The sequence below is a fragment of the Streptomyces pseudoechinosporeus genome (genome assembly GCF_054783935.1).
Genome location: NZ_BAAGPS010000012.1, coordinates 436,544 through 460,846 on the forward strand (window position 1 = coordinate 436,544; position 24,303 = coordinate 460,846).

The 24,303-nt window shown below is 69.8% G+C and carries 27 protein-coding genes; 13 read left to right on the forward strand and 14 right to left on the reverse strand.

What is annotated here, in order from left to right; translation table 11 throughout:
- Positions 1 to 5 precede the first annotated feature (5 nt).
- Positions 6 to 1,403 (reverse strand): DUF6421 family protein, encoded by a 1,398-nt coding sequence (locus tag ACYVO6_RS19600; RefSeq protein WP_461062728.1) that lies wholly within the window; start codon positions 1,401 to 1,403, stop codon positions 6 to 8.
- 413 nt (positions 1,404 to 1,816) lie between these two features.
- Here ACYVO6_RS19600 and ACYVO6_RS19605 point away from each other — a divergent pair, with 413 nt between their 5' ends.
- The gene (locus ACYVO6_RS19605) at positions 1,817 to 2,500 is read left to right on the forward strand and encodes a glycerophosphodiester phosphodiesterase (RefSeq protein ID WP_461062730.1); all 684 of its coding nucleotides are present in this window, start codon (positions 1,817 to 1,819) and stop codon (positions 2,498 to 2,500) included.
- A gap of 6 nt (positions 2,501 to 2,506) precedes the next feature.
- Here the strand turns inward: ACYVO6_RS19605 and ACYVO6_RS19610 are convergent, their stop codons facing one another.
- On the reverse strand, positions 2,507 to 3,049 hold the full coding sequence (locus ACYVO6_RS19610; protein ID WP_461062732.1) for a GNAT family N-acetyltransferase: 543 nt from the start codon (positions 3,047 to 3,049) through the stop codon (positions 2,507 to 2,509).
- 72 nt (positions 3,050 to 3,121) lie between these two features.
- On the opposite strand from ACYVO6_RS19610, the gene ACYVO6_RS19615 reads away from it, so the two are divergent.
- A complete protein-coding gene (locus tag ACYVO6_RS19615; RefSeq protein ID WP_461062734.1) occupies positions 3,122 to 3,508 on the forward strand; it encodes a VOC family protein in 387 nt (128 codons plus the stop codon).
- A 10-nt stretch (positions 3,509 to 3,518) separates the two neighbouring features.
- Here the strand turns inward: ACYVO6_RS19615 and ACYVO6_RS19620 are convergent, their stop codons facing one another.
- Both ACYVO6_RS19620 and ACYVO6_RS19625 read right to left on the reverse strand, forming a co-directional pair.
- Positions 3,519 to 3,890, reverse strand: coding sequence for a VOC family protein (locus ACYVO6_RS19620; RefSeq protein WP_461062736.1), 372 nt, complete (start codon positions 3,888 to 3,890; stop codon positions 3,519 to 3,521).
- Positions 3,891 to 3,921: 31 nt separating this feature from the next.
- The gene (locus ACYVO6_RS19625; protein WP_461062738.1) at positions 3,922 to 4,887 is read right to left on the reverse strand and encodes an LLM class F420-dependent oxidoreductase; all 966 of its coding nucleotides are present in this window, start codon (positions 4,885 to 4,887) and stop codon (positions 3,922 to 3,924) included.
- Positions 4,888 to 4,948: 61 nt separating this feature from the next.
- Between ACYVO6_RS19625 and ACYVO6_RS19630 the strand changes: the two genes are divergently transcribed.
- On the forward strand, positions 4,949 to 5,191 hold the full coding sequence (locus ACYVO6_RS19630) for a DUF7218 family protein (protein ID WP_461062740.1): 243 nt from the start codon (positions 4,949 to 4,951) through the stop codon (positions 5,189 to 5,191).
- A gap of 26 nt (positions 5,192 to 5,217) precedes the next feature.
- On the opposite strand, the gene ACYVO6_RS19635 is transcribed toward ACYVO6_RS19630, so the two are convergent.
- Positions 5,218 to 5,706, reverse strand: a complete 489-nt coding sequence (locus ACYVO6_RS19635) for a flavin reductase family protein (protein ID WP_461062742.1) — start codon at positions 5,704 to 5,706, stop codon at positions 5,218 to 5,220.
- Positions 5,707 to 5,834: 128 nt separating this feature from the next.
- A complete protein-coding gene (locus ACYVO6_RS19640) occupies positions 5,835 to 6,197 on the reverse strand; it encodes a DUF6479 family protein (protein ID WP_461062744.1) in 363 nt (120 codons plus the stop codon).
- 121 nt (positions 6,198 to 6,318) lie between these two features.
- Between ACYVO6_RS19640 and ACYVO6_RS19645 the strand changes: the two genes are divergently transcribed.
- On the forward strand, positions 6,319 to 7,368 hold the full coding sequence (locus tag ACYVO6_RS19645) for a Ppx/GppA family phosphatase (RefSeq protein ID WP_461062746.1): 1,050 nt from the start codon (positions 6,319 to 6,321) through the stop codon (positions 7,366 to 7,368).
- A 50-nt stretch (positions 7,369 to 7,418) separates the two neighbouring features.
- Here ACYVO6_RS19645 and ACYVO6_RS19650 read toward each other — a convergent pair whose 3' ends face one another.
- Entirely contained in the window at positions 7,419 to 8,345 is a 927-nt protein-coding gene (locus ACYVO6_RS19650; protein WP_461062748.1) for a GNAT family N-acetyltransferase, read from the reverse strand.
- A gap of 167 nt (positions 8,346 to 8,512) precedes the next feature.
- Between ACYVO6_RS19650 and ACYVO6_RS19655 the strand changes: the two genes are divergently transcribed.
- Positions 8,513 to 9,277 carry a VOC family protein gene (locus ACYVO6_RS19655; protein ID WP_461062750.1) on the forward strand — a complete coding sequence of 255 codons (765 nt, stop codon included), beginning with the start codon at positions 8,513 to 8,515 and terminating at the stop codon, positions 9,275 to 9,277.
- Between the two features lie 300 nt (positions 9,278 to 9,577).
- Here the strand turns inward: ACYVO6_RS19655 and ACYVO6_RS19660 are convergent, their stop codons facing one another.
- From ACYVO6_RS19660 to ACYVO6_RS19680, 5 genes are all read right to left on the reverse strand, one after another.
- On the reverse strand, positions 9,578 to 10,405 hold the full coding sequence (locus ACYVO6_RS19660; protein WP_461062752.1) for a carbohydrate ABC transporter permease: 828 nt from the start codon (positions 10,403 to 10,405) through the stop codon (positions 9,578 to 9,580).
- A complete protein-coding gene (locus ACYVO6_RS19665) occupies positions 10,402 to 11,364 on the reverse strand; it encodes a carbohydrate ABC transporter permease (protein WP_461062754.1) in 963 nt (320 codons plus the stop codon). Before ACYVO6_RS19665 ends, ACYVO6_RS19660 begins: the two co-directional genes overlap by 4 nt.
- A gap of 8 nt (positions 11,365 to 11,372) precedes the next feature.
- Positions 11,373 to 12,617, reverse strand: a complete 1,245-nt coding sequence (locus tag ACYVO6_RS19670; RefSeq protein ID WP_461062756.1) for a sugar ABC transporter substrate-binding protein — start codon at positions 12,615 to 12,617, stop codon at positions 11,373 to 11,375.
- Between the two features lie 25 nt (positions 12,618 to 12,642).
- Complete coding sequence (locus ACYVO6_RS19675) at positions 12,643 to 13,776, reverse strand: LacI family DNA-binding transcriptional regulator (protein ID WP_461062758.1); 1,134 nt, start codon at positions 13,774 to 13,776, stop codon at positions 12,643 to 12,645.
- Positions 13,777 to 13,921: 145 nt separating this feature from the next.
- Positions 13,922 to 14,452, reverse strand: coding sequence for a MarR family winged helix-turn-helix transcriptional regulator (locus ACYVO6_RS19680; protein ID WP_461062760.1), 531 nt, complete (start codon positions 14,450 to 14,452; stop codon positions 13,922 to 13,924).
- 216 nt (positions 14,453 to 14,668) lie between these two features.
- On the opposite strand from ACYVO6_RS19680, the gene ACYVO6_RS19685 reads away from it, so the two are divergent.
- The 5 genes from ACYVO6_RS19685 to ACYVO6_RS19705 all read left to right on the forward strand — a co-directional run bounded on the left by ACYVO6_RS19685 (position 14,669) and on the right by ACYVO6_RS19705 (position 18,556).
- Positions 14,669 to 15,202: a DUF5134 domain-containing protein gene (locus ACYVO6_RS19685; protein WP_461062762.1), complete on the forward strand. Its 534-nt coding sequence runs from the start codon at positions 14,669 to 14,671 to the stop codon at positions 15,200 to 15,202.
- An 84-nt stretch (positions 15,203 to 15,286) separates the two neighbouring features.
- Positions 15,287 to 16,222, forward strand: a complete 936-nt coding sequence (locus tag ACYVO6_RS19690; RefSeq protein ID WP_461062764.1) for a M56 family metallopeptidase — start codon at positions 15,287 to 15,289, stop codon at positions 16,220 to 16,222.
- Between the two features lie 68 nt (positions 16,223 to 16,290).
- Positions 16,291 to 17,010, forward strand: a complete 720-nt coding sequence (locus ACYVO6_RS19695) for a phosphatase PAP2 family protein (RefSeq protein WP_461062766.1) — start codon at positions 16,291 to 16,293, stop codon at positions 17,008 to 17,010.
- Positions 17,011 to 17,020: 10 nt separating this feature from the next.
- Positions 17,021 to 17,713 (forward strand): HAD family hydrolase, encoded by a 693-nt coding sequence (locus tag ACYVO6_RS19700; protein WP_461062768.1) that lies wholly within the window; start codon positions 17,021 to 17,023, stop codon positions 17,711 to 17,713.
- A 132-nt stretch (positions 17,714 to 17,845) separates the two neighbouring features.
- On the forward strand, positions 17,846 to 18,556 hold the full coding sequence (locus ACYVO6_RS19705) for a TetR/AcrR family transcriptional regulator (RefSeq protein ID WP_461062770.1): 711 nt from the start codon (positions 17,846 to 17,848) through the stop codon (positions 18,554 to 18,556).
- Here the strand turns inward: ACYVO6_RS19705 and ACYVO6_RS19710 are convergent.
- Positions 18,535 to 20,046 (reverse strand): LVIVD repeat-containing protein, encoded by a 1,512-nt coding sequence (locus ACYVO6_RS19710; protein ID WP_461062772.1) that lies wholly within the window; start codon positions 20,044 to 20,046, stop codon positions 18,535 to 18,537. The two genes, ACYVO6_RS19705 and ACYVO6_RS19710, sit on opposite strands and share 22 nt — an antisense overlap.
- A 214-nt stretch (positions 20,047 to 20,260) precedes the next feature.
- On the opposite strand from ACYVO6_RS19710, the gene ACYVO6_RS19715 reads away from it, so the two are divergent.
- From ACYVO6_RS19715 to ACYVO6_RS19725, 3 genes are all read left to right on the forward strand, one after another.
- Positions 20,261 to 20,911 (forward strand): DUF305 domain-containing protein, encoded by a 651-nt coding sequence (locus ACYVO6_RS19715; protein ID WP_461062774.1) that lies wholly within the window; start codon positions 20,261 to 20,263, stop codon positions 20,909 to 20,911.
- A 226-nt stretch (positions 20,912 to 21,137) separates the two neighbouring features.
- A complete protein-coding gene (locus tag ACYVO6_RS19720; protein WP_461062776.1) occupies positions 21,138 to 22,487 on the forward strand; it encodes an FAD-dependent oxidoreductase in 1,350 nt (449 codons plus the stop codon).
- A gap of 126 nt (positions 22,488 to 22,613) precedes the next feature.
- Positions 22,614 to 24,023: a nucleobase:cation symporter-2 family protein gene (locus tag ACYVO6_RS19725; RefSeq protein WP_461062778.1), complete on the forward strand. Its 1,410-nt coding sequence runs from the start codon at positions 22,614 to 22,616 to the stop codon at positions 24,021 to 24,023.
- On the opposite strand, the gene ACYVO6_RS19730 is transcribed toward ACYVO6_RS19725, so the two are convergent.
- Positions 23,943 to 24,302 carry an ArsR/SmtB family transcription factor gene (locus tag ACYVO6_RS19730; protein WP_461062780.1) on the reverse strand — a complete coding sequence of 120 codons (360 nt, stop codon included), beginning with the start codon at positions 24,300 to 24,302 and terminating at the stop codon, positions 23,943 to 23,945. The genes ACYVO6_RS19725 and ACYVO6_RS19730 overlap by 81 nt on opposite strands.
- Position 24,303 lies beyond the last annotated feature (1 nt).

The following is a 24,303-nucleotide window of genomic DNA, read 5'->3' on the forward strand; positions in this document are numbered from 1 at the left end:
GTCGCTCACGCGGCGACCCGCTCGGCGCTCTCCGCGACGATCCCCTTGGTGGAGGCGATCACGTTCTTGAGCTTCTTGGAGAGTGCTTCATAGAACATGCTCAGCGGAAACTCGTCCGGAAGCACGTCATCGACGAGTTTTCGCGGCGGCTGGCTCAGATCCAGGGCGTCCGGGCCCTTGGCCCACTTGGATCCCGGGTGCGGGGCGAGGTAGGTGGAGACCAGTTCGTATCCGGCGAACCAGTGGACCAGCTTCGGGCGGTCGATGCCCTCGCGGTACAGCTTCTCGATCTCGGCGCACAGCTCGTTGGTGACCTGCGGGGCGCGCCGCCAGTCGATGGACAGCTTGTTGTCAGTCCAGCGGACGACATCGTGCTTGTGCAGGTACGCAAAGAGCAGCTGGCCACCGAGGCCGTCGTAGTTGCGGACGCGCTCTCCGGTGACCGGGAAGCGGAACATCCGGTCGAACAGCACCGCGTACTGGACGTCACGGCCCTGCGGGACACCGTCGTCCGCCAGCTTCACGGCCTCCTTGAAGGCAGTGAGGTCGCAGCGCAGCTCCTCCAGGCCGTACATCCAGAAGGGCTGGCGCTGCTTGATCATGAACGGGTCGAAGGGCAGGTCGCCATGGCTGTGGGTGCGGTCGTGGACCATGTCCCACAGAACGAAGGCCTGCTGACAGCGGTCCTGGTCGGCGACCATCTCGCGGACGTCATCGGGAAGTTCGAGCCCGAGGATGTCGACGGCGGCCTCGGTGACCCGGCGGAACCGGGCGGCCTCACGGTCACAGAAGATGCCGCCCCAGCTGAACCGCTCGGGGGCCTCGCGCACGGCGATGGTCTCCGGGAAGAGGACGGCCGAGTTGGTGTCGTAGCCCGAGGTGAAGTCCTCGAAGGTGATGCCGCAGAACAGCGGGTTGTCGTAGCGGGTGCGCTCCAGCTCGGCGAGCCAGTCCGGCCAGACCATGCGCAGCACGAGAGCTTCGAGGTTGCGGTTCGGATTGCCGTTCTGCGTGTACATCGGGAAGACGACCAGGTGCTGGAGGCCGTCCCGGCGGTTGGCGGCGGGCTGGAAGGCCAGCAGCGAGTCGAGGAAGTCGGGCACCTTGAAGCCGTCGTCGGCCCACCGGCGCAGATCGTCGACCAGCGCCTTGTGGTACGCGGCGTCGTGCGGCAGCAGGGGGGCGAGCGCCTCGACGGCGTCCACGACACGGCGTACGGCGAGTTCGGCGTCGCCGGGATCGGGGGCGCCCTCGGCTTCGAAGTCGATCGAGCCGTCCTTGGACTGCCATGGCCGGATCCGCTCCACGGCATCCTTGAGCACGGGCCAAGCCGGGTGCTCCACCACCCTGCCACTGGGAGGAACCTGCTCCTCCGCACCCACCTGCACAAGAATTTCCGTCATGACCCCATCCTCCACGGGAGAACCTCGCGTACACACACCGTATGCATGCGAGGTTCTCCCCCACAAGTGGAGGTTCGGGAAATCGTCCTGCATTACCCCTACCTTCACCGCTCTTTTTCCTGCCAGATACCGTTTCGGCGATTACTTTCACCACCACCCGGGTAGCGGTACGGGCGGTCGACGTGTGGTCGGTCAACCCGCCCGGGGACTCGCCCACCCAGGGGTGAGCCGGGGCGCCGCGGCAGGCTGCGTCCGGGCGGCTGGGCGGCGACTGACAGGCAGCTGGAAGGTGTGATTCCTCGCGGTCGGACCGGGTTCATCGCCGAGCCGGGCGATTAGGCTGCGGGCTGGCCGCGTGGGCACGGGACCGTTGCGCGCGGCAGGAGCCGCCGTCGACGGAAGCGGAGTCAGCCTTGAACTTCCTCACCATCGGTCATCGCGGAATCATGGGTGTCGAACCCGAGAACACCCTCCGTTCCTTCGTCGCCGCCGAGCAGGCCGGCCTCGACGTGATCGAACTCGATCTGCATCTGAGCAAGGACGGCGCGCTCGTCGTCATGCACGACGCCGAGGTGGACCGGACGACCGACGGTTCGGGGCCGATCGCCGAGCAGACCCTCGCCGAGCTGCGCGCGCTGGACGCGGGCCGCGGTGAGCGCATCCCGGTCTTCGAAGAGGTCCTGGACGCCGTCACGGCGCCGCTCCAGGCCGAGATCAAGGACGTCGCGGCGGCTCAGGCGCTCGCCGAGGTCATTCACCGGCGGGATCTGGCCGGCCGGGTCGAGGTGCTGTCGTTCCACGACGAGGCGATCGCCGAGATCGCGCGGCTCGTCCCGGGCGTACGCACCGGGCTGGTCGCCAGTCGGTACGGCACCGATGTCGTCGAGCGCGCCACCGCGGTCGGCGCCACCAGTGTCGTACTGAACATCCGGCGGCTCACCCTCGAGATCGTCGAGTGCGCGCGCAAGGCGGACCTGCGGATCATCGGCTGGGTGGTGAACACGCAGGACCATCTGCGGCTGGTACGCGCCCTGGAGCTGGACGGCGCGACCACCGACTACCCGGAGATCAAGCGCACCGGGCGCTTCACGGCATAGGCCGGTTCACGCAGTGAGCGGCTTCACCAGCAGCTCGAACTGCAGGTCGTCGCGCTGCGGGATGCCGAACCGCTCGTCGCCGTACGGGAAGGGTGTCATCTTTCCCGTACGGCGGTAGCCGCGCCGCTCGTACCAGGCGATGAGGTCTTCTCGTACGGAGATCACGGTCATGTGCATCTCCGCGACGCCCCAGATCTCGTGTGCGTACCGCTCGGCCTCGGCGAGGATCACCTTGCCGAGGCCCCCGCCCTGGTGCGCCGGGCTGACCGCGAACATGCCGAAGTAGGCGTGGTCACCGCGGTGTTCGAGCTGGCAGCAGGCGATCAGGGTGCCGTCGCGCTCGACGGTACGCAGTCGGCTGTCGGGCGACTTGATGACCTCGAGCACGCCCTCCGGGTCCGTCCGCTGCCCCTCCAGGATGTCCGCCTCGGTGGTCCAGCCGGTCCGGCTGGAGTCCCCGCGGTAGGCCGACTCGATCAGCGCGACAAGGGCGTCGACGTCGGTTTCGGTGGCGTCTTGGAAGGTCAGGCCGGTGGCGGCGGTGTCCATGGGGAACGAGTCTCCGATCTCGGCGCGGCTCGGGCACCGACGAGCGTAACCCTCCCACTAAGGTGCGGCTCCATGGTGCATGTACTGAGCAGCCGGACCTTGCTCCGCCCGACCGACCCCGAGCGCTCCCGCGCCTTCTACGGCGAGCAACTGGGCCTCGCCGTCTACCGCGAGTTCGGCACTGGCCCCGAACGCGGCACCGTCTACTTCCTCGGCGGCGGCTTCCTGGAAGTCGCCGGACGCTCCGCCGAATCCCCCTCCCCCGCGCTCAAGCTGTGGCTCCAGGTGGCGGACGCGACAGCCGCGTACGAGGAGCTGACGGCTCGGGGCGTCGAGATCCTGCGGCCCCCGGTCAAGGAGCCGTGGGGCCTGATCGAAATGTGGCTCACCGATCCGGACGGAACCGAGATCGCGGTGGTGGAGGTACCCGCGGACCATCCGCTGCGCTATAGGCCGTGAGGCTCCCCCGTCACTCCCAGCACAGGCAGAACGGATGGCCCACCGGATCCGCGTACACGCGAAACCTGCGGCGGCCGTTCTCGTCGTCCAGGTCGAGTGGGGTGGCGCCGAGGGCCAGTACCTGGGTCTCGGCGGTGTCGATGTCCGGGACGGTGAAGTCCAGATGCATCTGCTGGGAGTTGTCGTCGGCGCGCGGCCAGTCGGGCGGGCGGTAACCGGGAGCGCGCTGGAAGGCGATGTGGTGGCCGCCGGGCACGTAGAGGTCGTACCAGTCGTCGTTGTACTGCTTGATGTCACCGCCGAGTACGCCCGCGTAGAAGGTGGCGAGCGCCGGGGGATCCGGGCAGTCCAGGGCTACCAGGCGGTACTGGGCGATGGCCATGGTGCGGAAAGTCCTTTCGCTCGGGTCTCGTTCACAGGTCCTTCAGTGCCGGTAGCAGCTTCTTCTCCGCCCAGTCCAGGAACGGGAGTTGGTGGTCGCCGCCGACCTGGACGAGGGCTATCTCGGTGAAGCCCGCGGTGACGTAGGGGCGTATGGCCTCGACGAAGGTGTCGACGTCGTCGCCGCACGGGATGGTCTGTGCGACGTCCTCGGGGCGTACGTGCTGCGTGGCCGCGTCGAAGTTCACGGGGCCCGGGAGTTCGGCGTTGACCGGCCAGCCGCCGAGTGCCCAGCGGAACTGCTCGTGGGCCCGCGCGACGGCGGCGTCCTTGTCGGGGTCGTAGCAGACGGGGAGTTGGCCCACCCTGGGCTTGCCGGTTCCGCCGTGGCGGTCGAAGGAGTCCAGCAGTTCGGAACTGGGCTCCGTGGCGATCAACAGGTCGGCCAGCCGGCCGGCGACCCTGCAGGAGTGCTCGCCCGAGACGGCGATGCCGATCGGGGGCGGCTCGTCGGGGAGGTCGTACAGCCGGGCGTTCTCCACGTCGTAATGAGCGCCGTGGTGGTTCACGTTCTTGCCGGCGAACAGCACCCGGATAATCTCCACGGCCTCTTCCAGCATGTCGAGGCGGATGTGCGCGGCGGGCCAACCGCCGCCCACCACATGTTCGTTGAGGTTCTCGCCGGAGCCGAGCCCGAGCCGGAAGCGGCCTTCGGCGAGCAGCTGCGTCGTGGCGGCCTTCTGCGCGACGACCGCCGGGTGATAGCGGGTCGTCGGGCAGGTCACGTACGTCATGAGGGGAATCGTGGAGGTGGCCTGCGCCGCGGCGCCGAGCACGCTCCACGCGTAGGGGGCGTGGCCCTGTTCCTCGAGCCACGGGAAGTAGTGGTCCGAGGTGACGGAGAAGTCGAATCCGGCCTGCTCCGCGGCCACCACGTGCCGTACGAGCTCACGTGGACCGGCCTGCTCGGTCATCATCGTGTATCCGATTCGCACCATGTGTTCCGGGTGGCCGGTCGGGGGTACCCGAAACCTGCCTTCGAGGAAGGAAGGGATCTCCATGCCCAGGCCGCAGATCAAGGACGAGAAGACGTATCAGTCGATGCGCCGTGAGGGCGCGGGCAAGGAGAAGGCGGCGCGGATCGCCAACAGCCCGACGTCCTCCTCCCGCAAGGGCGGCAAGCGCGGCAAGTACGAGGAACAGTCGAAGTCGGACGTCTACGAGGAAGCGAAGAAGGTCGGCATCAAGGGCCGTTCCTCGATGTCGAAGGAGGAGCTGATCAAGGCGCTGCGGAACCGCTGACGTCGAGCGTGTGCAACTGCCCAGGTTCAGCTGACGGGGTGCCCAGCGGTGATGTCGACGACATCGCTCAGGCACAGCGGCTCCCGCCGTGTTCGTTCCTGTGCCTCGCCCGCGACAGGGCTGAGGAGGAAGCCGATGTGATCGCCCGTGTCGACGTGCTCTTCGACCCGGCCGACGAACCAGGCGAGCGTGTCGTCCAGCACGGGAACGCCGCCGGGGCCCGGTGTCCAGGCAGTGCGGGCGAACTTGTCCGCGCGGTCGCCGGTCTCGCCGCCGAACAGTTCCGCGAGCGCGTGCTGGTCGCGGCCGAGCAGATGCACCGCGAGCTGTTCGGCGGACCGTGCCACCCGGTAGGTCCGGTTCAGCGTCGACAGCCAGACCATGAAACGGGCGGGCTTGATCGAGCACGGCGAGGCGAAGGTCACCAGGCAGCCGGCTCGTTCTCCGTCGGCGGCGACGGTCACCACGTACACGGGGTGGTCGAGCCGGTCGACGAACGGCTGCATGGCGCTCACGGCCGCTCCTCCCTGACCCCGAGCCCCGGCCGGCGCCGCAGCCCGGACCTGTCCGGTCACACGGGCAGCCCTCGACGGGACGGGGCTCCGTCACAAGCCCCGCCCCTTCGGAGACCGGCCGGCGACCCTCAGTGGTGTCCGGGCGAGCCGCTGCCGAAACCGCCGCTGCTGTTCGGACTCCAGACCGGCGGTGTCTGGTCCTTCGCGGTGTGCGAGCGGATGTTGCCGAAGCCCCGCAGCTCGTGCGGGAGGAGCACCCCTCCGTCGTGCGGCACCTCGTCGGGCTCGCGCATCTCGCGGATCTCGTGGACGGGGCCGGATTCGGGGAGATGGGGCTGGTCCTCGGGGTCCGGCGGCCCGGGTTCCCGGTCACGCACGCGCATGCCCCACCACACCGCGAGGATCAGTATCGACGCGATCACCACCCCCATCGCGAAGGGGATGGCCCCTGCCGCGATCTCGTGAGGGATGGCCAAACCTCTGGTGTCCATACCCTTCGTGTACCCCGGAGTACCAGCTGAAACGGTGCCCCGCGGGCCCTTCTGGGGGGCGCGCACGCGGGCGCGCGCCGGGCCACCGCATGGCGGACACCGCCTCGGGTACTGGGAAGGGATGCGTATGGGAGTGCTTGATGTCGGCTCGAACACGGTACGGCTGGTCATCGCCGAGACGGACGGCGCTGTTCCACTGCCCGTGCACACCGCGAAACGGCGGCTGAGACTGTCGGAGTACGTCGAGCGGGGCGGCCGCCTGCCGGATGAGCAGGTGGCCCGGCTTGTCGATGCCGTCACGGCCGCCCGGGACGAGGGCATGCGCTGGGGTGTGACGGCGCCCTTCGCCTTCGCCACGGCGATCGTGCGGGACGCCCCGAACCGCACGGAGATCCTGCGGAAGGTCGCCACGGAGACCGGGGTGCCGCTGCACATCCTGCCCGGTGAGGTCGAGGCCGAGCTGACGTTCCTGGCCGCGCGGCGGTGGATGGGGTGGCGTGCGGGGCCGCTGGCCATGCTGGACATCGGGGGCGGTTCGCTGGAAGTGGCCTTCGGCCGCAGCAAGCTGCCCGACTTCGCCATCTCGCTGCCGCTGGGCGCCAACCGTCTGACCCGCGAGCACTTCCGCGGCCAGGACCCGCCCTCGGAGCGCAGGGTCAGGGCGCTGCGCCGCCATGTCCGCCACCAGCTGCGCGATGTCGCGGCCCGCATACGCTGGGAGGCGCCACGTACGACCGTCGCCACCTCGCGTACGTTCCAGCAGCTCGGCCGGCTGTGCGGGGCGCCGCCCGGCCGGTCGGGGCCCTTCACGCCGCGCGGCATGACCCGCGCCGACCTCCGCCGGGCCACACGTCGGCTCGCCGAGCTGCCGGCCGCGGAACGCGCCGCCCTGCCGGGCATCTCCGCCGCCCGTGCCGGACAGTCCCTCGCCGGGGCGATCGTCGCGCACACCACCATGAAGCTGATGGGCATCGACGAGGTCACCATCTGCCCCTGGGCGCTGCGCGAAGGAGTCCTGCTCCGCTGCATCGAGGACGGCAACGCCGACTGGTGGGACGGCACGGCCCCCTCCCTTCGCGGACACGAGGCCGCGCAGCCACAGGTGCTGCACCCCGTGAGCGGGGACGACGCCGCGGCGACGGGCGCTCAACTGCCGGGCGGGGCCGGGTAGTTGCCCGTACAGAACGTGGGTCGGCGGACGGTGCCGCCGACCCACGCGCGTCACTGCACGGTGCAGGCCCCTTCGGGCCGGTGCACCCAGCCACGGTCCGTGCGCGTCAGCTCGTGGAAGCCCGCGGCGGTCAGGGAGCTGATCGCTTCCGTGTCCTCGGAGGTCTCGTACGCGAGGAGACGCTTCACTCCACAGAGGCGCAGCCAGTGGGCGGCCTGGGCGAGGAGCCAGTTGTCCAGGCCTTCCATCGGGCGCGCGATGTGGAAGTTGCCGATGTCGGCGAGACCACCGCTGCGGGCATGCCGCTCGGGGCGGCCCAGGGCGGTGTCGATCTCGATGAAGCCGAGGACCAGCCCGTCGGCCCGTGCCGTGAAGCGGGTGCCGCACTCGCCGAGGGTGCGGTCGACACAGACACCGGGCAGCGGCGCCGGCGACGGCAGATCGGCCACCTCGGCGATCAGAATGATCTCCGTGTGGCCCCTGTGCCGGAAGCCGGCCCGTTCGTACGCTGTCCGGATGTGCGGCCAGGGTCGGGGCAGGCCGTACACGGCGGGCGCCGGGAGCGCGCCGTCGGCGTACCGGACGCGGACGTTCCAGCGGGCGAGCTGTGCCAGGCATGCCGTCATCAGCAGATCGGCGGCGTCCCCGGAGTCCGGCCAGAATGAGGCGGTCGGATGGCAGACGAACCAGTTGATCTCGCCCGCGTCCCGGTAGTCCTCGCCGACCTCGGCGTCGCCGCGGTAGCGCAGCAGATGCGCGCCAGCCACCACGTACTGGCGCTGCTCTGCGACGAGGGTGACCCGTTCGGCCACCCAGGGGTCGGTGATGAACTCGTCGGGCTGGCGCTGGAGTTCGCTGAGCACGGTGTTCACGGAGACGGAGACACCGGGGACGACGGCGGCCACATGTGTGTTCACAAGCTCGGTGAGCTGGTCGCGGTCGTCGCGGTGGAAGGGGCGCACCTTGAGCGCGGACATGCGGGGACCTCCGGGTCGATGAGCGTGAGGAGGCCGCCATGAGGTGCGGTATGGGGCCGAGGGTACGCCGCTCGGGGTGGTCGCGCCATGGAGTTTTCGACGGATGGCCGGGACCCGGAGGCCGGGTTTAGCGTGCTGGGAGGAGCGCTTCCGGCGAAGGGACGACCATGAAGTTGGACAAGCCGGTGCCCGGCGGGCCCTGCTGGACCGAGCTGGGGACCAGTGATCTGGACGCGGCCAAGCGGTTCTACACGTACGTCTTCGGCTGGCGCCCGGAGACGGACCCGCGTCAGGAGGCCGACGGCTACACCCTCGAGCGCCTCGGCGAATCGCCGGTCGCGGCGTTGACCCCGCTGTTCCAGGAGTCGCAGCCGGTCGCCTGGAACGTGGCGTTCGCGGTGCCCGACGCGGACGCGTCCGTGGCGGCGGTACGGGCCGCGGGCGGTGAAGTCCTCCTGGAGCCGATGGACGTGTTCGAGCTGGGCCGCTTCGCCGTGGTGACCGATCCGGGCGGCGCGGCCTTCCAGCTGTGGCAGGCACGGTCCTTCCCCGGCGCGGGGGTGTTCAACGCGCCGGGTTCGCTCGGCTGGGTCGAGTTGATGACGCGCGACCCCGTGGCGGTGACCGCCTTCTACACGACGGTGTTCGGCTGGACGGTCAACGCCTCGGAGTCGTACACGCAATGGGGCATCGAGGGATCCGACTTCGGCGGCATGGTGGAGATGGGCGACAAGTTCCCGCACGAGGTGCCGTCCCACTGGCTGCCCTACTTCGCCGTCGAGAACGTCGACAGGACCGCGCAGGACTGCACCGACGCCGGCGGCACCCTCCTCATGGAACCCACCTCGATCTCGGACGGCTGGCGCATCGCCGTACCGCGGGATCCGCAAGGGGCGATGTTCGGTCTCTACACCGCGGGCGAAGAAGGCTAAGCGCTCCGCTGGAAGTGCGGTTCGAAGCTGCGGGTCCGTCGTGGTTGGTCGCTTCCCCACTCTCGGCTTCGCTCGAGCGGGGGGACCCCCATCGCGGCGGAGCCGCACATTGACACAGCCCCGCGCCCCTGGAGGGGCGCGGTACCGCATCGGACTTCAGCAAGTCCGCTTAGGCCCCTCTACCGGGGAATCACTCGCTCTCTTTGAGGGACAGATCGGCTCCCAGAGTGGTGAAGACGGGCATGCACCTCCTTGCGTACAAACGGAGTTACGCAGTTGCTGCGGAAGTCGCGTTGGGTCTCAGGACTTGACGCTTCCGGCGGTCAGCCCGCCCACGATGTAGCGCTGGAGCATCGCGAAGACGCATACCACGGGGATGCTGACGAGCGTGGCGACCGCCATGAGCGGCCCCCAGTCGGTACCTGTCTGGCCGACGAAGGTGTTGAGCAGGACGGTCACCGGCTGCACCTTCGGATCGCTGTTCAGCGTGATCCCGAAGACGAACTCGCCCCAGCCGAGCAGGAACGAGAAGCCACCGATCGCGATCAGTCCCGGCCGCATCACGGGCAGCACGACCCGCCACAGCACCCCCGGCAGACCACAGCCGTCCACCAGCGCCGCCTCCTCCACCTCCACGGGCATGGCCCGCACCAGTGGCCGCAGCACGATGACCGCGAAGGGCAACGTCAGCGTCGTATCGGCGATCACGAGGCCGATGAGGGTGTTGGTCAGCTCCACCTGCCGCAGCACGATGAACAGCGGCGCGGCCAGCACGATGCTCGGCAGCAACTGCGCCACCAGCAGCGACAGGACCATCGCGCCGGAGCCCCGCATCCGGATCCGGGCGACCGCGTACGTCAGGGGCACCGCGAGCAGCAGCGTCAGCGCCACGACGCCGAGCGAGATGACGACGCTGTTGAGCAGCGCCTGGCCGAGCATCGGCTTGTCGAGGGCCCGCGAATAGCTTTCGCCGGTGAACGGCGAGGGGATCCACTGCGGTGGCGAGACGAGCACCTGGTCGGGCTTCTTCAGCGAGGTGGCGATCATCCAGTACAACGGCAGCAGGAAGAAGGCCGTGATGACGCCCGCGACGAGCGTGAGCAGCCAGGGCCGTTTGGTACGAGTCATGAGGCGGCTCCTTCCTTGCGCAGGCGTCGTACGTAAACGATCGCGACGATCAGCGGGATGACCAGCAGGAGCGCGCCCGCCGCCGCGCCCCGGCCGAGCTGGAAGAGCTTGAACGCGACCTCGTACACGTACAGCGGCAGGACTCTCGTGCTGTCGACGGGCCCGCCGCCGGTCAGGACGAAGACCAGGTCGAAGACCTTGAAGGTGTAGATCAGGCCGAGCAGCAGCACGGCCGCCGAGACCGGCTTCATCATCGGGACGGTGATGTGCCGCAACCGCTGCCAGGGTCCGGCGCCGTCGATTTCGGCCGCCTCGTAGAGCGTCGGGTCGATGGACTGCAGGCCGACCAGGAGCAGCAGCATGTTGAAGGGCACGCCCACCCAGATGTTGGCGGCGATGACGCCGGGCAGGGCGGTGCTGGGGTCGGTCAGCCAGTTGTGGGCGAGGGAGTCGAGGCCGATGAGGCGCAGGAGTTCGTTGTACGCGCCCGCGTCGGCGTCGAGCATCCAGCGGAACAGGGTGCCGCTGACGATCGGCGGCAGCAGCCAGGCCACCAGCATCAGCGAGCGGAACAGGCCCGCGAGCGGGAACGTCTTCGCGAACAGCAGCGCCAGCGCGAAGCCGATGGTGAACTGGAAGAACAGCGAGCCGGCCGTGAACACCAGCGAGATGCGCATCGCGTGCCAGAAGGCGCCTTCGGAGACGACGCTGTCGTAGTTGTCGACGCCGCTGAACTGCCAATCCCCGGTGAGGAGATCACCGATGGCGACGTCGTGGACGGATGTCCAGAAGTTGTAGGCGAGCGGGAAGAGCATGGTCGCGCCGAGGAACAGCAGGGCCGGCGCCGACATGACGTACCCGGCCCGCGTGCGGCGCACCGCGAGGGAACGGCCACGCCGCACGGTCTGGGTCTTCTCCACCGCCTTCAGCGGCTCGCGGGCTTTCACCTGAAGGCTCATTCCCTGCCTTACTTCTGCAGCTTGGGCGTGATCGCGGACGCGGCCTTCCGTGCGGCGGCCTGCGGGCTGGAGCTGCCCGTGAGGGACGCCTGGAGGGCCTCGGCCATCGCCTGCGACAACTGCGGGTAGTTCGGGCCGTAGGAGCGGGGGCGGGCGTTGGCGAATTCCTGCACGAAGACCTTCAGGGTGGGGTCGGTGGCCCACTTGCCCGCGTCGGCCATGTCGGAGCGGGCGGGCAACAGGCCGAGCCCGTCGAGGTACTTGGCCAGGACCGTCTTCTCCTGGCTGCGCACGATGGCCTCCCAGCACTGGTCGGCCTTGCCGCTGGTCTTGAGGATCACCCAGTTCTCACCGCCAAGGCAGCTCGCCGGCTCCTTGTCGACCGGAATCGGGACGACGCCCCACTTGACCTTCGTCTGCTCCTGCAGGGCGGGCAGTTGCCAGGGCCCGTTGATCTGCATGGCCGCACGGCCCGACACGAACTGGTTGTTGGCGTCCTGCTGCGTCCAGCCGACGCACTGCTTCGACAGCGAACCCGCGTCCACCATCTCCTTGAGGAACCCGAGCGCCTTGGCGCCGTCGGTGCCGAAGGTGTCCAGGTCGCCGCCGGTGGACCACAGGAAGGGCTCGAACTGGAAGACGCCCTCCTCGGTCTTGATCGCGCTCATGGCGAAACCGAACGTGTCGCCCTTGGTGAGCTTCTTCGCCGCCTCCGCGAGCTCGTCCCAGGTCTTCGGGGGCTCGACGCCCGCGGCCTCGAGCATCTCGGTGTTGTAGTACAGGCAGAGGCAGTTGGAGTTGTTCGGCACGGAGTACGTCTTGCCGTCGATGACGCCGCTGTTCCACGGGCCCTCGTAGTACGCCTTCGACTGGCCCCACTCCTTCACGCGGTCGGTGAGATCGGTGAGGAGTCCCTGCGGGACGAAGGAGTTCATCGAGGTGTTGTCGACGATCGCGATGTCCGGCAGGTCCCCGGAGGCGGCGCCCTTGATGATCGCGGGCTCCAGCTCGGCGAAGGGGAAGGTCCGCCGGGTGATCTTCACACCGACCTGCTTCTCGATGTCGGCGATGAGGGCCTTCATCCCGGGCTGGCGGGCCTCCTCGACGAGGTAGTCCCACCAGACGAGCTCGTTGGAGCCGGACGAGCCGCTCTCCGAGCCGCCGCAGGCGGTGAGCGGGCCCGCCAGGCCCGCGGCGAGAACTCCGGAGCCCGATATCCGCATGAACGAGCGGCGGTCGAACCGGTTCGACATGTGCGTCTCCCAGGGGGTGCGTGGATCAACTGCGCGTCTGCGCGGGGCCAGTGCTCGCGCGGACCGTGAGTTCGGGGGTGAGCAGGTGCTGCCGGGGCCTTGCCGTCGAGGAGCCCGCCAGCCGTTCCAGCAGCAGGTCCACGGCGAGCCGGCCCATGACGTCCGACGAGTTGTCGAAGCCGGTCATCATCGGGGTGACCGTCTCGGCCCAGCGGGCGCCGACGACGCCGGTCACCGAGACATCGCCGGGCACGGAAAGGCCCGCCCGGTCGAGCCCGCGGTACAGGCCCACGAGCGCCGCCTCGTTGAGGACCACGATCCCGGTTGTCAGCGGGTCGTGGTCGAGGAGTTCTTGGACGACCGCCTCGCCGGAGGCCGCGTCGTCCCCGCAGTGGTGGATCTCGCCGGTCAGCCCCAGTTCGGCGACGGCCGTCCGGAAGCCGTCGACGGCTCGGTGCGCGGCCTCGTACCCCACGGCGAACAGCTTCCGCGGCCGGTTCACCAGGGCGAGCCGCCGGTGACCGAGCTCGGCGAGATGCCGTACGCAGCGTGCGGTGAGCTCCGTCCAGTCCATGTCGACCCAGGACAGGGCGTCGGGGTCCGCGGTCCGCCCCATGGTGACGAAGGGGAACCCGGTGCCGAGGAGCCGGTCCACCCGCGAGTCCTGGACGCGTATCTCCATCAGGATCGCGCCGTCGACGCGGCGTTGGCCCACCAGCCGGTCGAATGCCTCGTCCGAGCCCTCACCGCTGCGGGACAGCAGTACGTCGTGGTCGTGCACGGCGGCGGCGTCGATCACCGCGCTGAGGAAGTCGAGCTGCATGTCGGTGTAGCGCCTGCCGGCCGGCGGGAACACCACGCCGATGGTCTGGGTGCGGCCGTGGGCCAGGGCGCGGGCGCTGGCGTTGGGCTGGAAGCCGTGCTCGTCGATGACCTGCTGGATGCGCAGCCGGGTCCGCTCCGAGATCGGCCGCTTGCCACTCAGGGCGTACGAGACCGTGCTGCGCGAGACACCGGCGAGCCGGGCGATCTCGCCGATGTTGACGGGGGTGGGGCTGCCGCTGTTCACGGGAATGCGGCTGCCTTTGATCGCGGGGGTGCGGTCGCCTTGCACGGGGGCGCGGCTACTTTCGGCCATCTCGTCGAACCGGTTCGACATCGCGGACACACCTCCCCCACACTCACAGTCGTTCGACATTTCGCACGTCAGCCGGTTTGTCGAACCGGCGTGCCGAACCTAGGAGTGACGCAGGTCTCATGTCAACGGTCGGTAACCAAAAAGTTTCCGACGTGAGGGAAGCCGCTCAGGCCCGCTGCACGCCCAGCCGTGCTTCCAGCTGGACCAGCAACTCCCCGAGAAGAGAACTGAGTTCGCCCTGCGTCGCGGTGCCGAGCCCGGACAGGACGGCCGTCTCGTACGCGAGTTGCTCGGGGACGATTTCGTCGACGAGCTCGCGTCCGGCGTCCGTGAGACGCAGATGGGCGACGCGCCGGTCACGGCTGTCACCGCGGCGCTCGACGAGGCCGCGCGCGGTCAACTGCTTGAGCCGCTTGGTGACGGCGGCGCCGGAGGAGAAGGTCTCCCGGGCCAGCTCACCGGGGGTCAGCTCACGGCCGGTGCGGCGCAGAGCGGCCAGCAGCTCGAACTCGGGACGGGTGAGCCCGGCATGACGCAGCGGGGCGTCCTCGGCCTGCTGAAGCAGGGCGGCGCAGCGGTTGATGCGGCCGATGATCTCGATGGGTCCGGTGTCGAGGTCGGGGTGGACCGTCCGCCACTGCCGTACCACCGCCCCGACGGTGTCCCCCGCAGTCGCCCGCCCGTTCGCTGTCGTCATGCTGTGCGCCCCCGAGTGCGTGCAGTCCCTGTCGTCGTACCGTCGCCACGAGCGAGCGTACGGCGTCCGGCCTGCCCGGCGCGCAGCACCCGCTCCCGAGGCAGGTGCACCCCTGCGCGCTCCCCGCGTACACCCCTGCGCTCGTGTGTCCTCCGGCAGGCCAGGGCATCTTTTCGACCGGACTGTCCGAATCACCGTCGATCGGGGAGGTGCGCGGTGCACGGACCGGCGCCGTCGGACTGGCTGCTCGTCGCGCTGTGCACGACGACCGGGGCCTACTGCGTCGTGCGCATGCGCAGTTCCGTCGAGGAACAGCGCCGCACGGCGGGTGATGAGGCACTCATGGGATTCGGTATGGCCGCGATGGCCGTGCCCGCCGCGGTGCTGACGCCGCCGAGATGGGCCTGGCTCGTCTGCGCGGCAGTGTTCGGCGCGGCCGCGCTGCGCGCCCTGTGGGCGGCGCGGACCTGCCGCCATCATCTGCACCATCTGGTGGGCGCGGCCGCGATGTTCTACATGGCGGTGGTGATGGCAGGCGGGACACACTCAGGGCTGCCCGTGCTCACCGGGGCACTCTTCGCGTACTTCACCGGATACGTGCTGTGGACCGGGACGCGCCTGGTGCCGGCCGTCGTCGACGCACCCGAAGGGGGCACCCGCACGGTCGGCTGGGGGGACCGTCCGGAGCTGGCGCTGGCATCCCGGTTCTCGATGGGCATCGGGATGCTCGCGATGCTTCTCACACTGTGACCCGACTGTACGAAACCGTGGTCTGCGTCACTTTGCCGCGGCAGCCCGTATCCCCTGGCGCCGCCCCGCTCATAGGCTGCCCTCATGATGGTCCCCGCGGCACTGCTGCTGCTCGGCGCCCTGGCCGCCGTTCTCGCTCCGCGGCTGCTCGCCCGAACGGACTGGCCGGACCGCGAACCGGTGGTCGCCCTGTGGGTGTGGCAGTGCGTGGTGGTGGCCGTTCTGCTGTGCTGCGTGCTGTCGATGACGCTCAGCGCGGCCGCCGCCTGGCAGGCGGTGCGCGGCCATGTGTTCGCTCCCGCGCCGCACTCCGTCGTGGACGCCTACGCGCTCGCCGGAGCGGGCCCGTGGGCCGCGGCGACCGCGGTGACGCTCGCCTGCGGCGGCGTGTGGAGCGCGGCGATGCTGGTCCGCGAGATCGTACGAGCCCGTGCGCGACGCCGCCGCGAGCGGGCCGAACTCCGCGTGCGTGCCCCGCTGTTGCCCGGCGAGGAGCCGGGAAGCGACCGGCTCGTCGTCCTGGAGGGCGAGCGTCCGGACGCCTGGTGGCTGCCCGGAGCGGCGCCCCAACTGGTCATCACCACCGCCGCGTTGCGCCGCCTCAAGGGGAGCCAGCTGGACGCCGTGCTCGCCCATGAGCAGGGGCACGCGCGGGCCCGGCACGACTGGCTGCTGCACTCCTCGGCGGCGCTGGCCAACGGCTTTCCACAGGTCCCCGTGTTCGCGGCGTTCCGCGACGAGATGCACCGTCTGGTCGAGCTCGCCGCCGACGACATGGCGTCCCGCCGCTTCGGCCGACTGACGACCGCTCTCGCGTTGGTGGAACTCAACGAGGACCGGGGCGTGTTCGGCCCCTGCCCCACCCCGCAGGCCCATGTCCCGCAGCGCGTGAACCGTCTGCTCACTCCCCCGGACCGCCTGCCGCCCGCCCGTCGGCTGCGGCTCACGGCGTCCGCGGCGCTGGTGCCGGTGGTTCCGCTGCTGGTGGCGTTCGTGCCGGGGCTGCGGGCGCTGGGGTAACCAAGCGCACAAGTCGACGTACGCCCCGGAGTTGGCCTTCGGCCCCAGCGGTCCGCGAGAATCGTTTCATGCACTCCCCCACCGTCGACTCGCCGCCCCGCACACCGGCCCCCACAGCCGCCGTCCGGGCCGCGGTGGCCCTCGCCGTTCCCTCCGTGCTGCTGCTCGCGCTGGTCGCCCTGTCCTGGGACCCGCTGATGGACCTGGACGGCGATATCGCGCGTACGACGCACGAGTGGGCGGTGGACGAGCCCGATGTCACGCAGACGGCCCGCATCCTGACGGACTGGGTGTGGGACCCCTGGACCATGCGTGCCCTGGCCACCGCGACCGTGCTCTGGCTGATCATCCGCCGCTCGGCCTGGCGGCCCGCCCTCTGGTTGGGAGCCGTCACGCTCCTCGGCACTCTGCTTCAGCAGGGCATGAAGGCCGCGGTCGGCCGGGAGCGCCCCGTGTGGCCCGACCCCGTGGACTCGGCCCATTACGCGGCCTTCCCGTCCGGCCACGCCATGACGGCGGCGGTGGTCTGCGGCCTGCTGCTCTGGCTCCTGCACCTGTACGGCGCCGGACGCGTCCTGTGGCGTATCGCCGTGACCCTCGCGGCGCTCTCCGTCGTCGGCGTGGGCCTCACCCGGGTCTGGACAGGCGTGCACTGGCCGACGGACGTGCTCGGCGGCTGGCTGCTCGGCGCGCTGACCGTCGCGCTCACGGTGGTGGCGTACGAGCGGTGGCCGGCGCCTTCGGCCGATGCGCCACAGCGGCCACTCGCCGAACAGGAACACCGGTAAGGTCCAGCGCGTGGCTGCTGTCTTATTCGACTTCTCCGGAACGCTCTTCCGTATCGAATCCGCCGAGTGCTGGCTGCGCGCGGTGCTGGCCGAGGCCGAAGTCTCACTCCCCGAGCCGGAGTTGCTCCGGGCGGCCCGGGACCTGGACATGGTGGGCGCGCTGCCGGGCGGGGCCGTCCCGTCGGGGCGGGTCCCCGATGAGCTCGCCCCCGTGTGGGAGATCCGCGACAAGAGCGCCGAGCTGCACCGGGCCGCGTACACCGGCGTCTCCCGTCAGGTGCCGCTGCCTGATCCCGCCCTGCACGACGCGCTGTACGACCGCCATATGACACCGGCCGCGTGGCGCCCGTACCCCGACACGGCCGAGGTGCTGGGCGCGCTGCGTGAGCGCGGTGTGGCGGTCGGTGTGGTCAGCAACATCGGCTGGGATCTGCGGCCCGTCTTCCGCGAGCACGGCCTCGACCCGTACGTCGACGCGTACGTCCTGTCGTACGAACACGGCATCCAGAAGCCGGACCCACGCCTGTTCGCGACCGCCTGCGACGCGCTCGGTGTCGATCCGCGGGACGCGCTGATGGTGGGCGACGACCGCCGCGCGGACGGCGGCGCGGCGACCCTGGGCTGCGCGGTGCACTTCGTCGACCATCTGCCGGTGACCCAGCGTCCGGACGGGCTCCGCCCGGTCTTGGACCTGATCGGCTGAGCTTCGCGTCCGCCTGGACGATCCCCCGCGTCGCCCAGGCGGACGGCAGCCCGAAGGGGACCCCGGGGAAGGGGCCGCCATGGACCCGCTGAGTATAGTTGGCTGGCAGCCAGTCAACACAGGAGTTACAGGATGTCCCCCCGCAGCCGCTCGGTCAATGAAGAGTTGCGGCGGCGATCCCGGGAAAAGCTGCTGCAGGCGGCCCTTGAGCTGGTCAGCGAGCATGGTTACGAGGCGACAACACTTGGCGACATCGCGGACCGTGCGGGCTCCGCGCGCGGACTCGTCTCGTATTACTTCCCGGGCAAGCGGCAGCTCGTGCAGTCGGCTGTCCACCGGCTGATGCACTGCACGCTCCAGGAGGCGCTGGAGCGCGAGCCGCGCACCGAGGACGGCCGGGAGCGCATGGCGCGCGCCATCGACGCGATCCTGGGCCTGGCCCGGGACCATCCCGTGCTGATGCGCCAGCACATGGCGGGCATCCTGCAGGCCGAGGGGTTCGTGCAGTGCGCGGAGCAGCAGCGCCTGGCGGAACTGCTCAGGGACACCGTCGCCCGGTACGGAACGCGGGACGCCGCCGTCGACTATCCGATGCTGCGGGCGCTGCTGATGGGCGCGGTGTACGCGGCCCTGGTGCCGGGCGTCCCGATGCCGCTGCCGACCCTGCGGGCCGAGCTGTTCAAGCGCTACCGGCTCGACTGGGAGCTGGGTGTCCCGCCGGACGCCGAGGCGCCCGGCGGGACCAATGGCGGGGACCTGTCACGGTTCTTCTCGCCCCAGGACCCCGAAGCCGACGCGGCAGGCCGGGCCGGACGCGCCGGTCAGCCTCGCCAGTCGAAGTAGTCCGGCTGGGTCTGCACGTTCAGCTCGGACATGCGGATCCACCTCGCCGGGTCCGTGCGCCGGTCGCTGATCTTCAGGACGTCGAAGCCCTTGGCGATGTCGTTCGAGTAGATGTAGCCGTTGTAGTAGTACGCCGACCACGGGCCGGCGGTCGTGAGCCGCTCGGTGTCCACCGGGCCGCGCTCGAAGTAGGCGATCTCCTTGGGCTTCGAGGAGTTGGTGAAGTCCCAGACGGAGACGCCGCCCTGGTACCAGGCCTGGACCATGATGTCCCTGCCCTTGACCGGGATCAGCGAGCCGTTGTGGGCCACGCAGACCTCGGTGGGCGCCTGGTGGCGGTCGATCTTGAAGTAGCTGCGGAAGACGAGCTTGCGCTTGTCGCCCTTGCCGACGATGTCGTAGATGCCGTCGGCGCCCCTGTTCGGGCCGATCTCCGCGTTGCAGGTGGCCGCGCCGCCGCCGCCCAGCTCGTCGGTGAAGACGACCTTGTTGGCCTTCTGGTTAAAGGTCGCCGAGTGCCAGAACGCGAAGTTCACGTTGTCCTGGACCTGGTCGATGACCTTCGGGTTCTCCGGATCCTCGATGGAGAACAGGATGCCGTCGCCCATACAGGCGCCCGCCGCGAGGTCCTTGGAGGGCAGCACGGTGATGTCGTGGCAGCCGGTGGTCTTGGAGACGCCCGGATTGGTCGGCGCGCCGGGGTTGCCGCCGCCGTCGGGGCCCTCACCGGGGAAGATCACCGGGAAGCCGACGACCGCCGCCTTCTGGGGCGCCTTGCGGGGCACCTTGATGACCGAGATGCCGTCGTGCGGCGGCTGGCAGTCCGGGAAGGTGGCGCTGGGCGAGTACGAGGAGACGTACACGTAGACGTTCCGGCGCTCGGGCACCAGCGTGTGGGTGTGCGAGCCGCAGGCGGTCTCGACGGCGGCGACGTACTTGGGGTTCCGCTTGTCGCTGATGTCGAAGATCTTCATGCCCTCCCACGAGGACTTCTCGGTCGCGGGCTGCGTGGTGCTGTTGCAGGAGTTGTCGCTGCGCGAGGAGTCGGTGGAGAGGAAGAGCAGGTCGCCGGAGACGGAGATGTCGTTCTGCGAGCCGGGGCAGAGGACCTGGGAGACCGTCTTCGGGGCCTTCGGGTTGCTGATGTCCAAGACGCGGAAGCCGTCGTAGTTGCCGGAGTACGCGTACTTCCCCTGGAAGGCCAGGTCCGAATTGGTGCCCGGCAGCGCGTCCTTGGGGATGTTGGCGAGGTGGGTGATGTTGTCCGAGTGGACGATCTCGTCCTTGCCGGGTATGTCGCCGCTCTCGATCGCTTCCCTGACCTCGGCCGCCTTGCTCTTGGAGACCTTGTCCGGGGTGGCCGGTGTGTCCCCGGGGTCGGGGGTCGCGACCGCCGGACCGGCCGTGAGCAGCGCGGCCAGGAGTCCGACCGCGGTCGCGACAACTCCCAGTCGTCTGCGCCGTGTTCGGTGGTTGTTCAACAGGGTCACTGCGTCCTCCCTTGTAGCCGTTCGCAGTTGAACGGTTAAGGCACCACCGCAGTATCGTCTTCATCATGCTCAGAACAACAGGGCGCAATGCAGTCGTAACGAATCCTTCTGATCATTTACGAACGGCAACGTGTCATTGACGATCGGCAACGGGGTAGGACGGTTCCCAACACCCACAAGGTGTCCGCCATTTCGTGTGCCACAGGAGGCCGCTGTGCTCATTCGTCGTACGTACCGTCACGTGGTCACCGCCTCCGTGACGGTCGTCGTTCTCGCGCTCGCAGGCTGCACCGGTTCGGACGACGAGCCCAAGTCCGCGTCGGGCAAGGGCCCTTCGGTGATCGCTCCGGGGAAGCCAGGCGAGGCGGCCGAGACGCTCTCCGCCGAGGACGCCGAGAAGCGGCGGCCTGACGACTCCCCCAACTCGGCGGACTTCGACTACGCGCGGATGATGATCGAGCATCACACCCAGGCCCTGGACATGACCGAACTCGCCCCGAAACGCGCCGAGTCGACCCAGGTGAAGCGCCTCGCCGAGCGGATCGCCGCCGCGCAGGGGCCGGAAATCGACGCCATGAAGGGCTGGCAGCAGGCCCACGGCGGCGACAAGAAGGGCGGCCAGGCGCACGACCATGAGGCGATGCCGGGCATGGCGACCGAGGCCCAGCTGAAGAAGTTGCGCGCGGCGAAGGGCAAAGCCTTCGACGAACTGTTCCTCAAGCTGATGATCACCCATCATGACGGCGCCATCACCATGGCCACGGATGTGCTCGCGCAGGGCAACAACATCCAGATCGGCGAAATGGCCGACGACGTGATCGCCCAGCAGACGACAGAGATCAACAAGATGAGGGACATGCCCTGACCCGGGGCGTGCATGCCGCTTCTGGGGGGGGGCGGCCCGGCGCGGGCGGCGCGCGTCGGGTGGAGGGTGCCGGTGGCGCGCGCCTTCGGAGTGGGCCGGGCAGGGCGCGCGGTGGTGCACTCTGGCGGCGCAGTGACGCGTTCGTGGCCCTCCCGTGAGGGGCGGCTCGGTGCGATTGTGGAGGTAGCAGCGATCTCCTCGTTCTCCTACGGGAAGGAGTTCCGCCGTGCTGCACGTCGCCGTGGTCGGTTCGGGGCCGAGTGGGGTCTACGCCGCGCAGAGTCTCGTCCAGCAGAGCCAGGTGCCGGAGGTCCACGTGGACGTCCTGGACCGGCTGCCGTGCCCGTACGGACTGGTGCGGTACGGCGTGGCGCCCGACCACGAGAAGATCAAGTCGCTGCAGAACAATCTGCGTACGGTCCTGGAGCACGAGCGGGTGCGGTTCCTTGGCGGCGTCCAGGTCGGCCCGGACGGGCTGCCGGCCACCCGGCTGCGGGAGCTGTACCACGCGGTCGTGTACTGCGTGGGAGCCGCCACCGACCGGCGTCTCGGAGTGCCCGGCGAGGAGCTGCCGGGCAGCTGGTCGGCGACCGAGTTCGTGTCCTGGTACAGCGCGCACCCGGACGCCACGGCCGACGGCTTCGTCCTCGGCGCGCGGGCGGCCGTCGTCATCGGCGTCGGGAACGTGGCGGTGGACGTGACCCGGATGCTGGCCCGCGGCGCCGCGGAGCTGAGCCCCACCGACATGCCGCAGGGAGCACTCGCCGCGCTGGCCCACAGCCAGGTGCGGGACATCCAGATGGTGGGCCGGCGCGGCCCCTCCCAGGCCCGTTTCACCACCAAGGAGCTACGGGAGCTGGGCGCACTGCCCGACACCGAAGTGATCGTGGACCCCGAGGAGTTGGCGCTCGATCCGGCGTACGCCGACCCCTCCGCGCTCCCCGCCGCCCGGCGCCGCAACGTGGAGGTGCTGCGCGGCTGGGCCACGCGGCCACCGCAGGGCGCCTCCCGGCGGATCCGGCTGCGCTTCTTCCTCCGCCCGGTCGAGCTGCTCCCCGACGGAGGACGCGTGGGCGCCGTGCGCTTCGAGCGGACGGCGCCGGACGGGCACGGCGGTGTGACGGGCACCGGACGGTACGAGGACATCCAGGCGCAGCTGGTCCTGCGCTCGGTCGGCTATCGCGGGGTGCCGCTGGAGGGCCTGCCGTTCGACGCGGAGCACGGCACGGTGCCGCATCTCGCGGGACGGGTTCTGCGCGACGGCTCAGTGTCGCCGGGCGAGTACGTGGCGGGGTGGATCAAGCGGGGGCCGACGGGCGTCATCGGCACCAACCGGCCCTGCGCGAAGGAGACGGTGACCTCGCTGCTGGAGGACGCCCCCGTACTCGTACACCGTGAGGTGCCGGACGATCCCCTCGCGGTGCTGCACGCGGAGGGCCTGCGGCCGGTCGAGTGGTCCGGCTGGCTGGCGATCGAGCGGGCCGAGGCGGAGCTCGGGGCCTCGCTCGAGCGGAGCGTGGTCAAGCTGCCCGACTGGTCGTCACTGATGGAAGCGGCGCGGACGGCGGGGCCGTAGCAGGGTCGAGCGGGCCTCGGAGGGCATGACATCTGACGGCAACAACGCGGAAATCAACAAACTGTTCAAGCCCCTTACGGTCACGTGCAGTCCCCGCTCCGCTCCCCCGCCGCTCCTGGAGTGCCCATGGCAACCACCACACCCGCACGTCCTGTGCACCCCGTGGACGAGGTCCCACCCGTCCGCCAGTTGGCCGCCTTCGGGCTGCAGCACGTGCTCGCGATGTACGCGGGCGCCGTGGCGGTCCCGCTGATCGTGGGCAGTGCGATGAAGCTGTCGCCCGCGGACATGGCGTATCTGATCACGGCCGATCTGCTGCTGTGCGGTATCGCGACGCTCATCCAGTGCGTCGGTTTCTGGCGCTTCGGGGTGCGGCTGCCGATCATGCAGGGCTGCACCTTCGCGGCCGTGTCGCCGATGGTGCTGATCGGTACGGGCGGCGGCGGGCTGCCCGCGATCTACGGGTCGGTGATCGTCGCCGGGCTCGCGATCATTCTGCTGGCGCCGGTCTTCGGGAAACTGCTGCGGTTCTTCCCGCCGCTGGTCACCGGCACGGTGATCCTGATCATCGGGCTCTCGCTGCTGCCGGTGGCGGGCAACTGGGCGGCCGGCGGCGTGGGCGCGGAGGGCTTCGGCGAGCCGAAGAACGTGGCGCTGGCCGCCTTCGTGCTCGCGGTGGTACTCGGCGTGCAGCGATTCGCCCCGGTGTTCCTGAGCCGCATCGCGGTGCTGATCGGCATCGCCGTGGGCCTCGCGGTCGCGGTGCCCTTCGGCTTCACGGACTTCGGCGGGGTCGGGGACGCGGACTGGCTGGGGATCAGCACGCCGTTCCACTTCGGCGCCCCCACCTTCGAGGCGTCGGCGATCGCGTCGATGCTGGTCGTGGCGCTGGTGACGATGACCGAGACGACGGGTGACTTCATCGCGGTCGGCGAGATGACCGGACGCAAGGTCGAGCCACGCCCGCTCGCCGACGGCCTGCGCGCCGACGGCCTGTCCACGGTCCTCGGCGGCGTCTTCAACACCTTCCCGTACACGGCGTACGCGCAGAACGTCGGCCTCGTCGGCATGACGCGGGTCCGCAGCCGCTGGGTCGTGGCGGCGGCCGGTGGCATCCTCGTCCTGCTCGGCCTGCTGCCCAAGCTGGGTGCGGTGGTCGCGGCGATCCCGGCGCCGGTGCTCGGCGGCGCGGGTCTGGTGATGTTCGGGACGGTCGCCGCGAGCGGGCTGCGGACGCTGGCGCAGGTGGATTTCAAGGGCAACGACAACCTGACGGTCGTGGCCGTCTCGGTCGCCGTCGGGATGCTGCCGGTCGGGGTGCCGACGGTCTACGAGAAGTTCCCGGACTGGTTCCAGACGGTGATGAACAGCGGGATCAGCGCGGGGTGCCTGACCGCGATCGTTCTGAACCTGCTCTTCAACCACCTTCCCTCGAAGGGCAGTTCAAAGGGTGGTTCAGCTGCCCCCGAGGCGGACGGCCTGGCGAGCGGCGGCGGCGAGGACGCTGTCGAGAAGTCCCGGGAAGAGATCGTCTAGGTCGTCCCGGCGCAGTCCGTTCATCTTGGCGGTGCCCCGGTAGACCTGCCGGATCACTCCGCTCTCGCGCAGCACCCGGAAGTGGTGCGTGGTCGTGGACTTGGTGACGGGCAGATCGAAGTGCGAACAGGAGAGCTCGTCGCCGTCGGCGGCGAGCTCTCGTACGACCTGGAGCCGCATCGGGTCGGAGAGCGCGTGCAGCACGGATTCCAGCCGGATCTCCTCGCGCGTGGGGTGCGGGAGTTCACGGCTGCTGCTGGTGGGGGCGGCGGTCGTCACG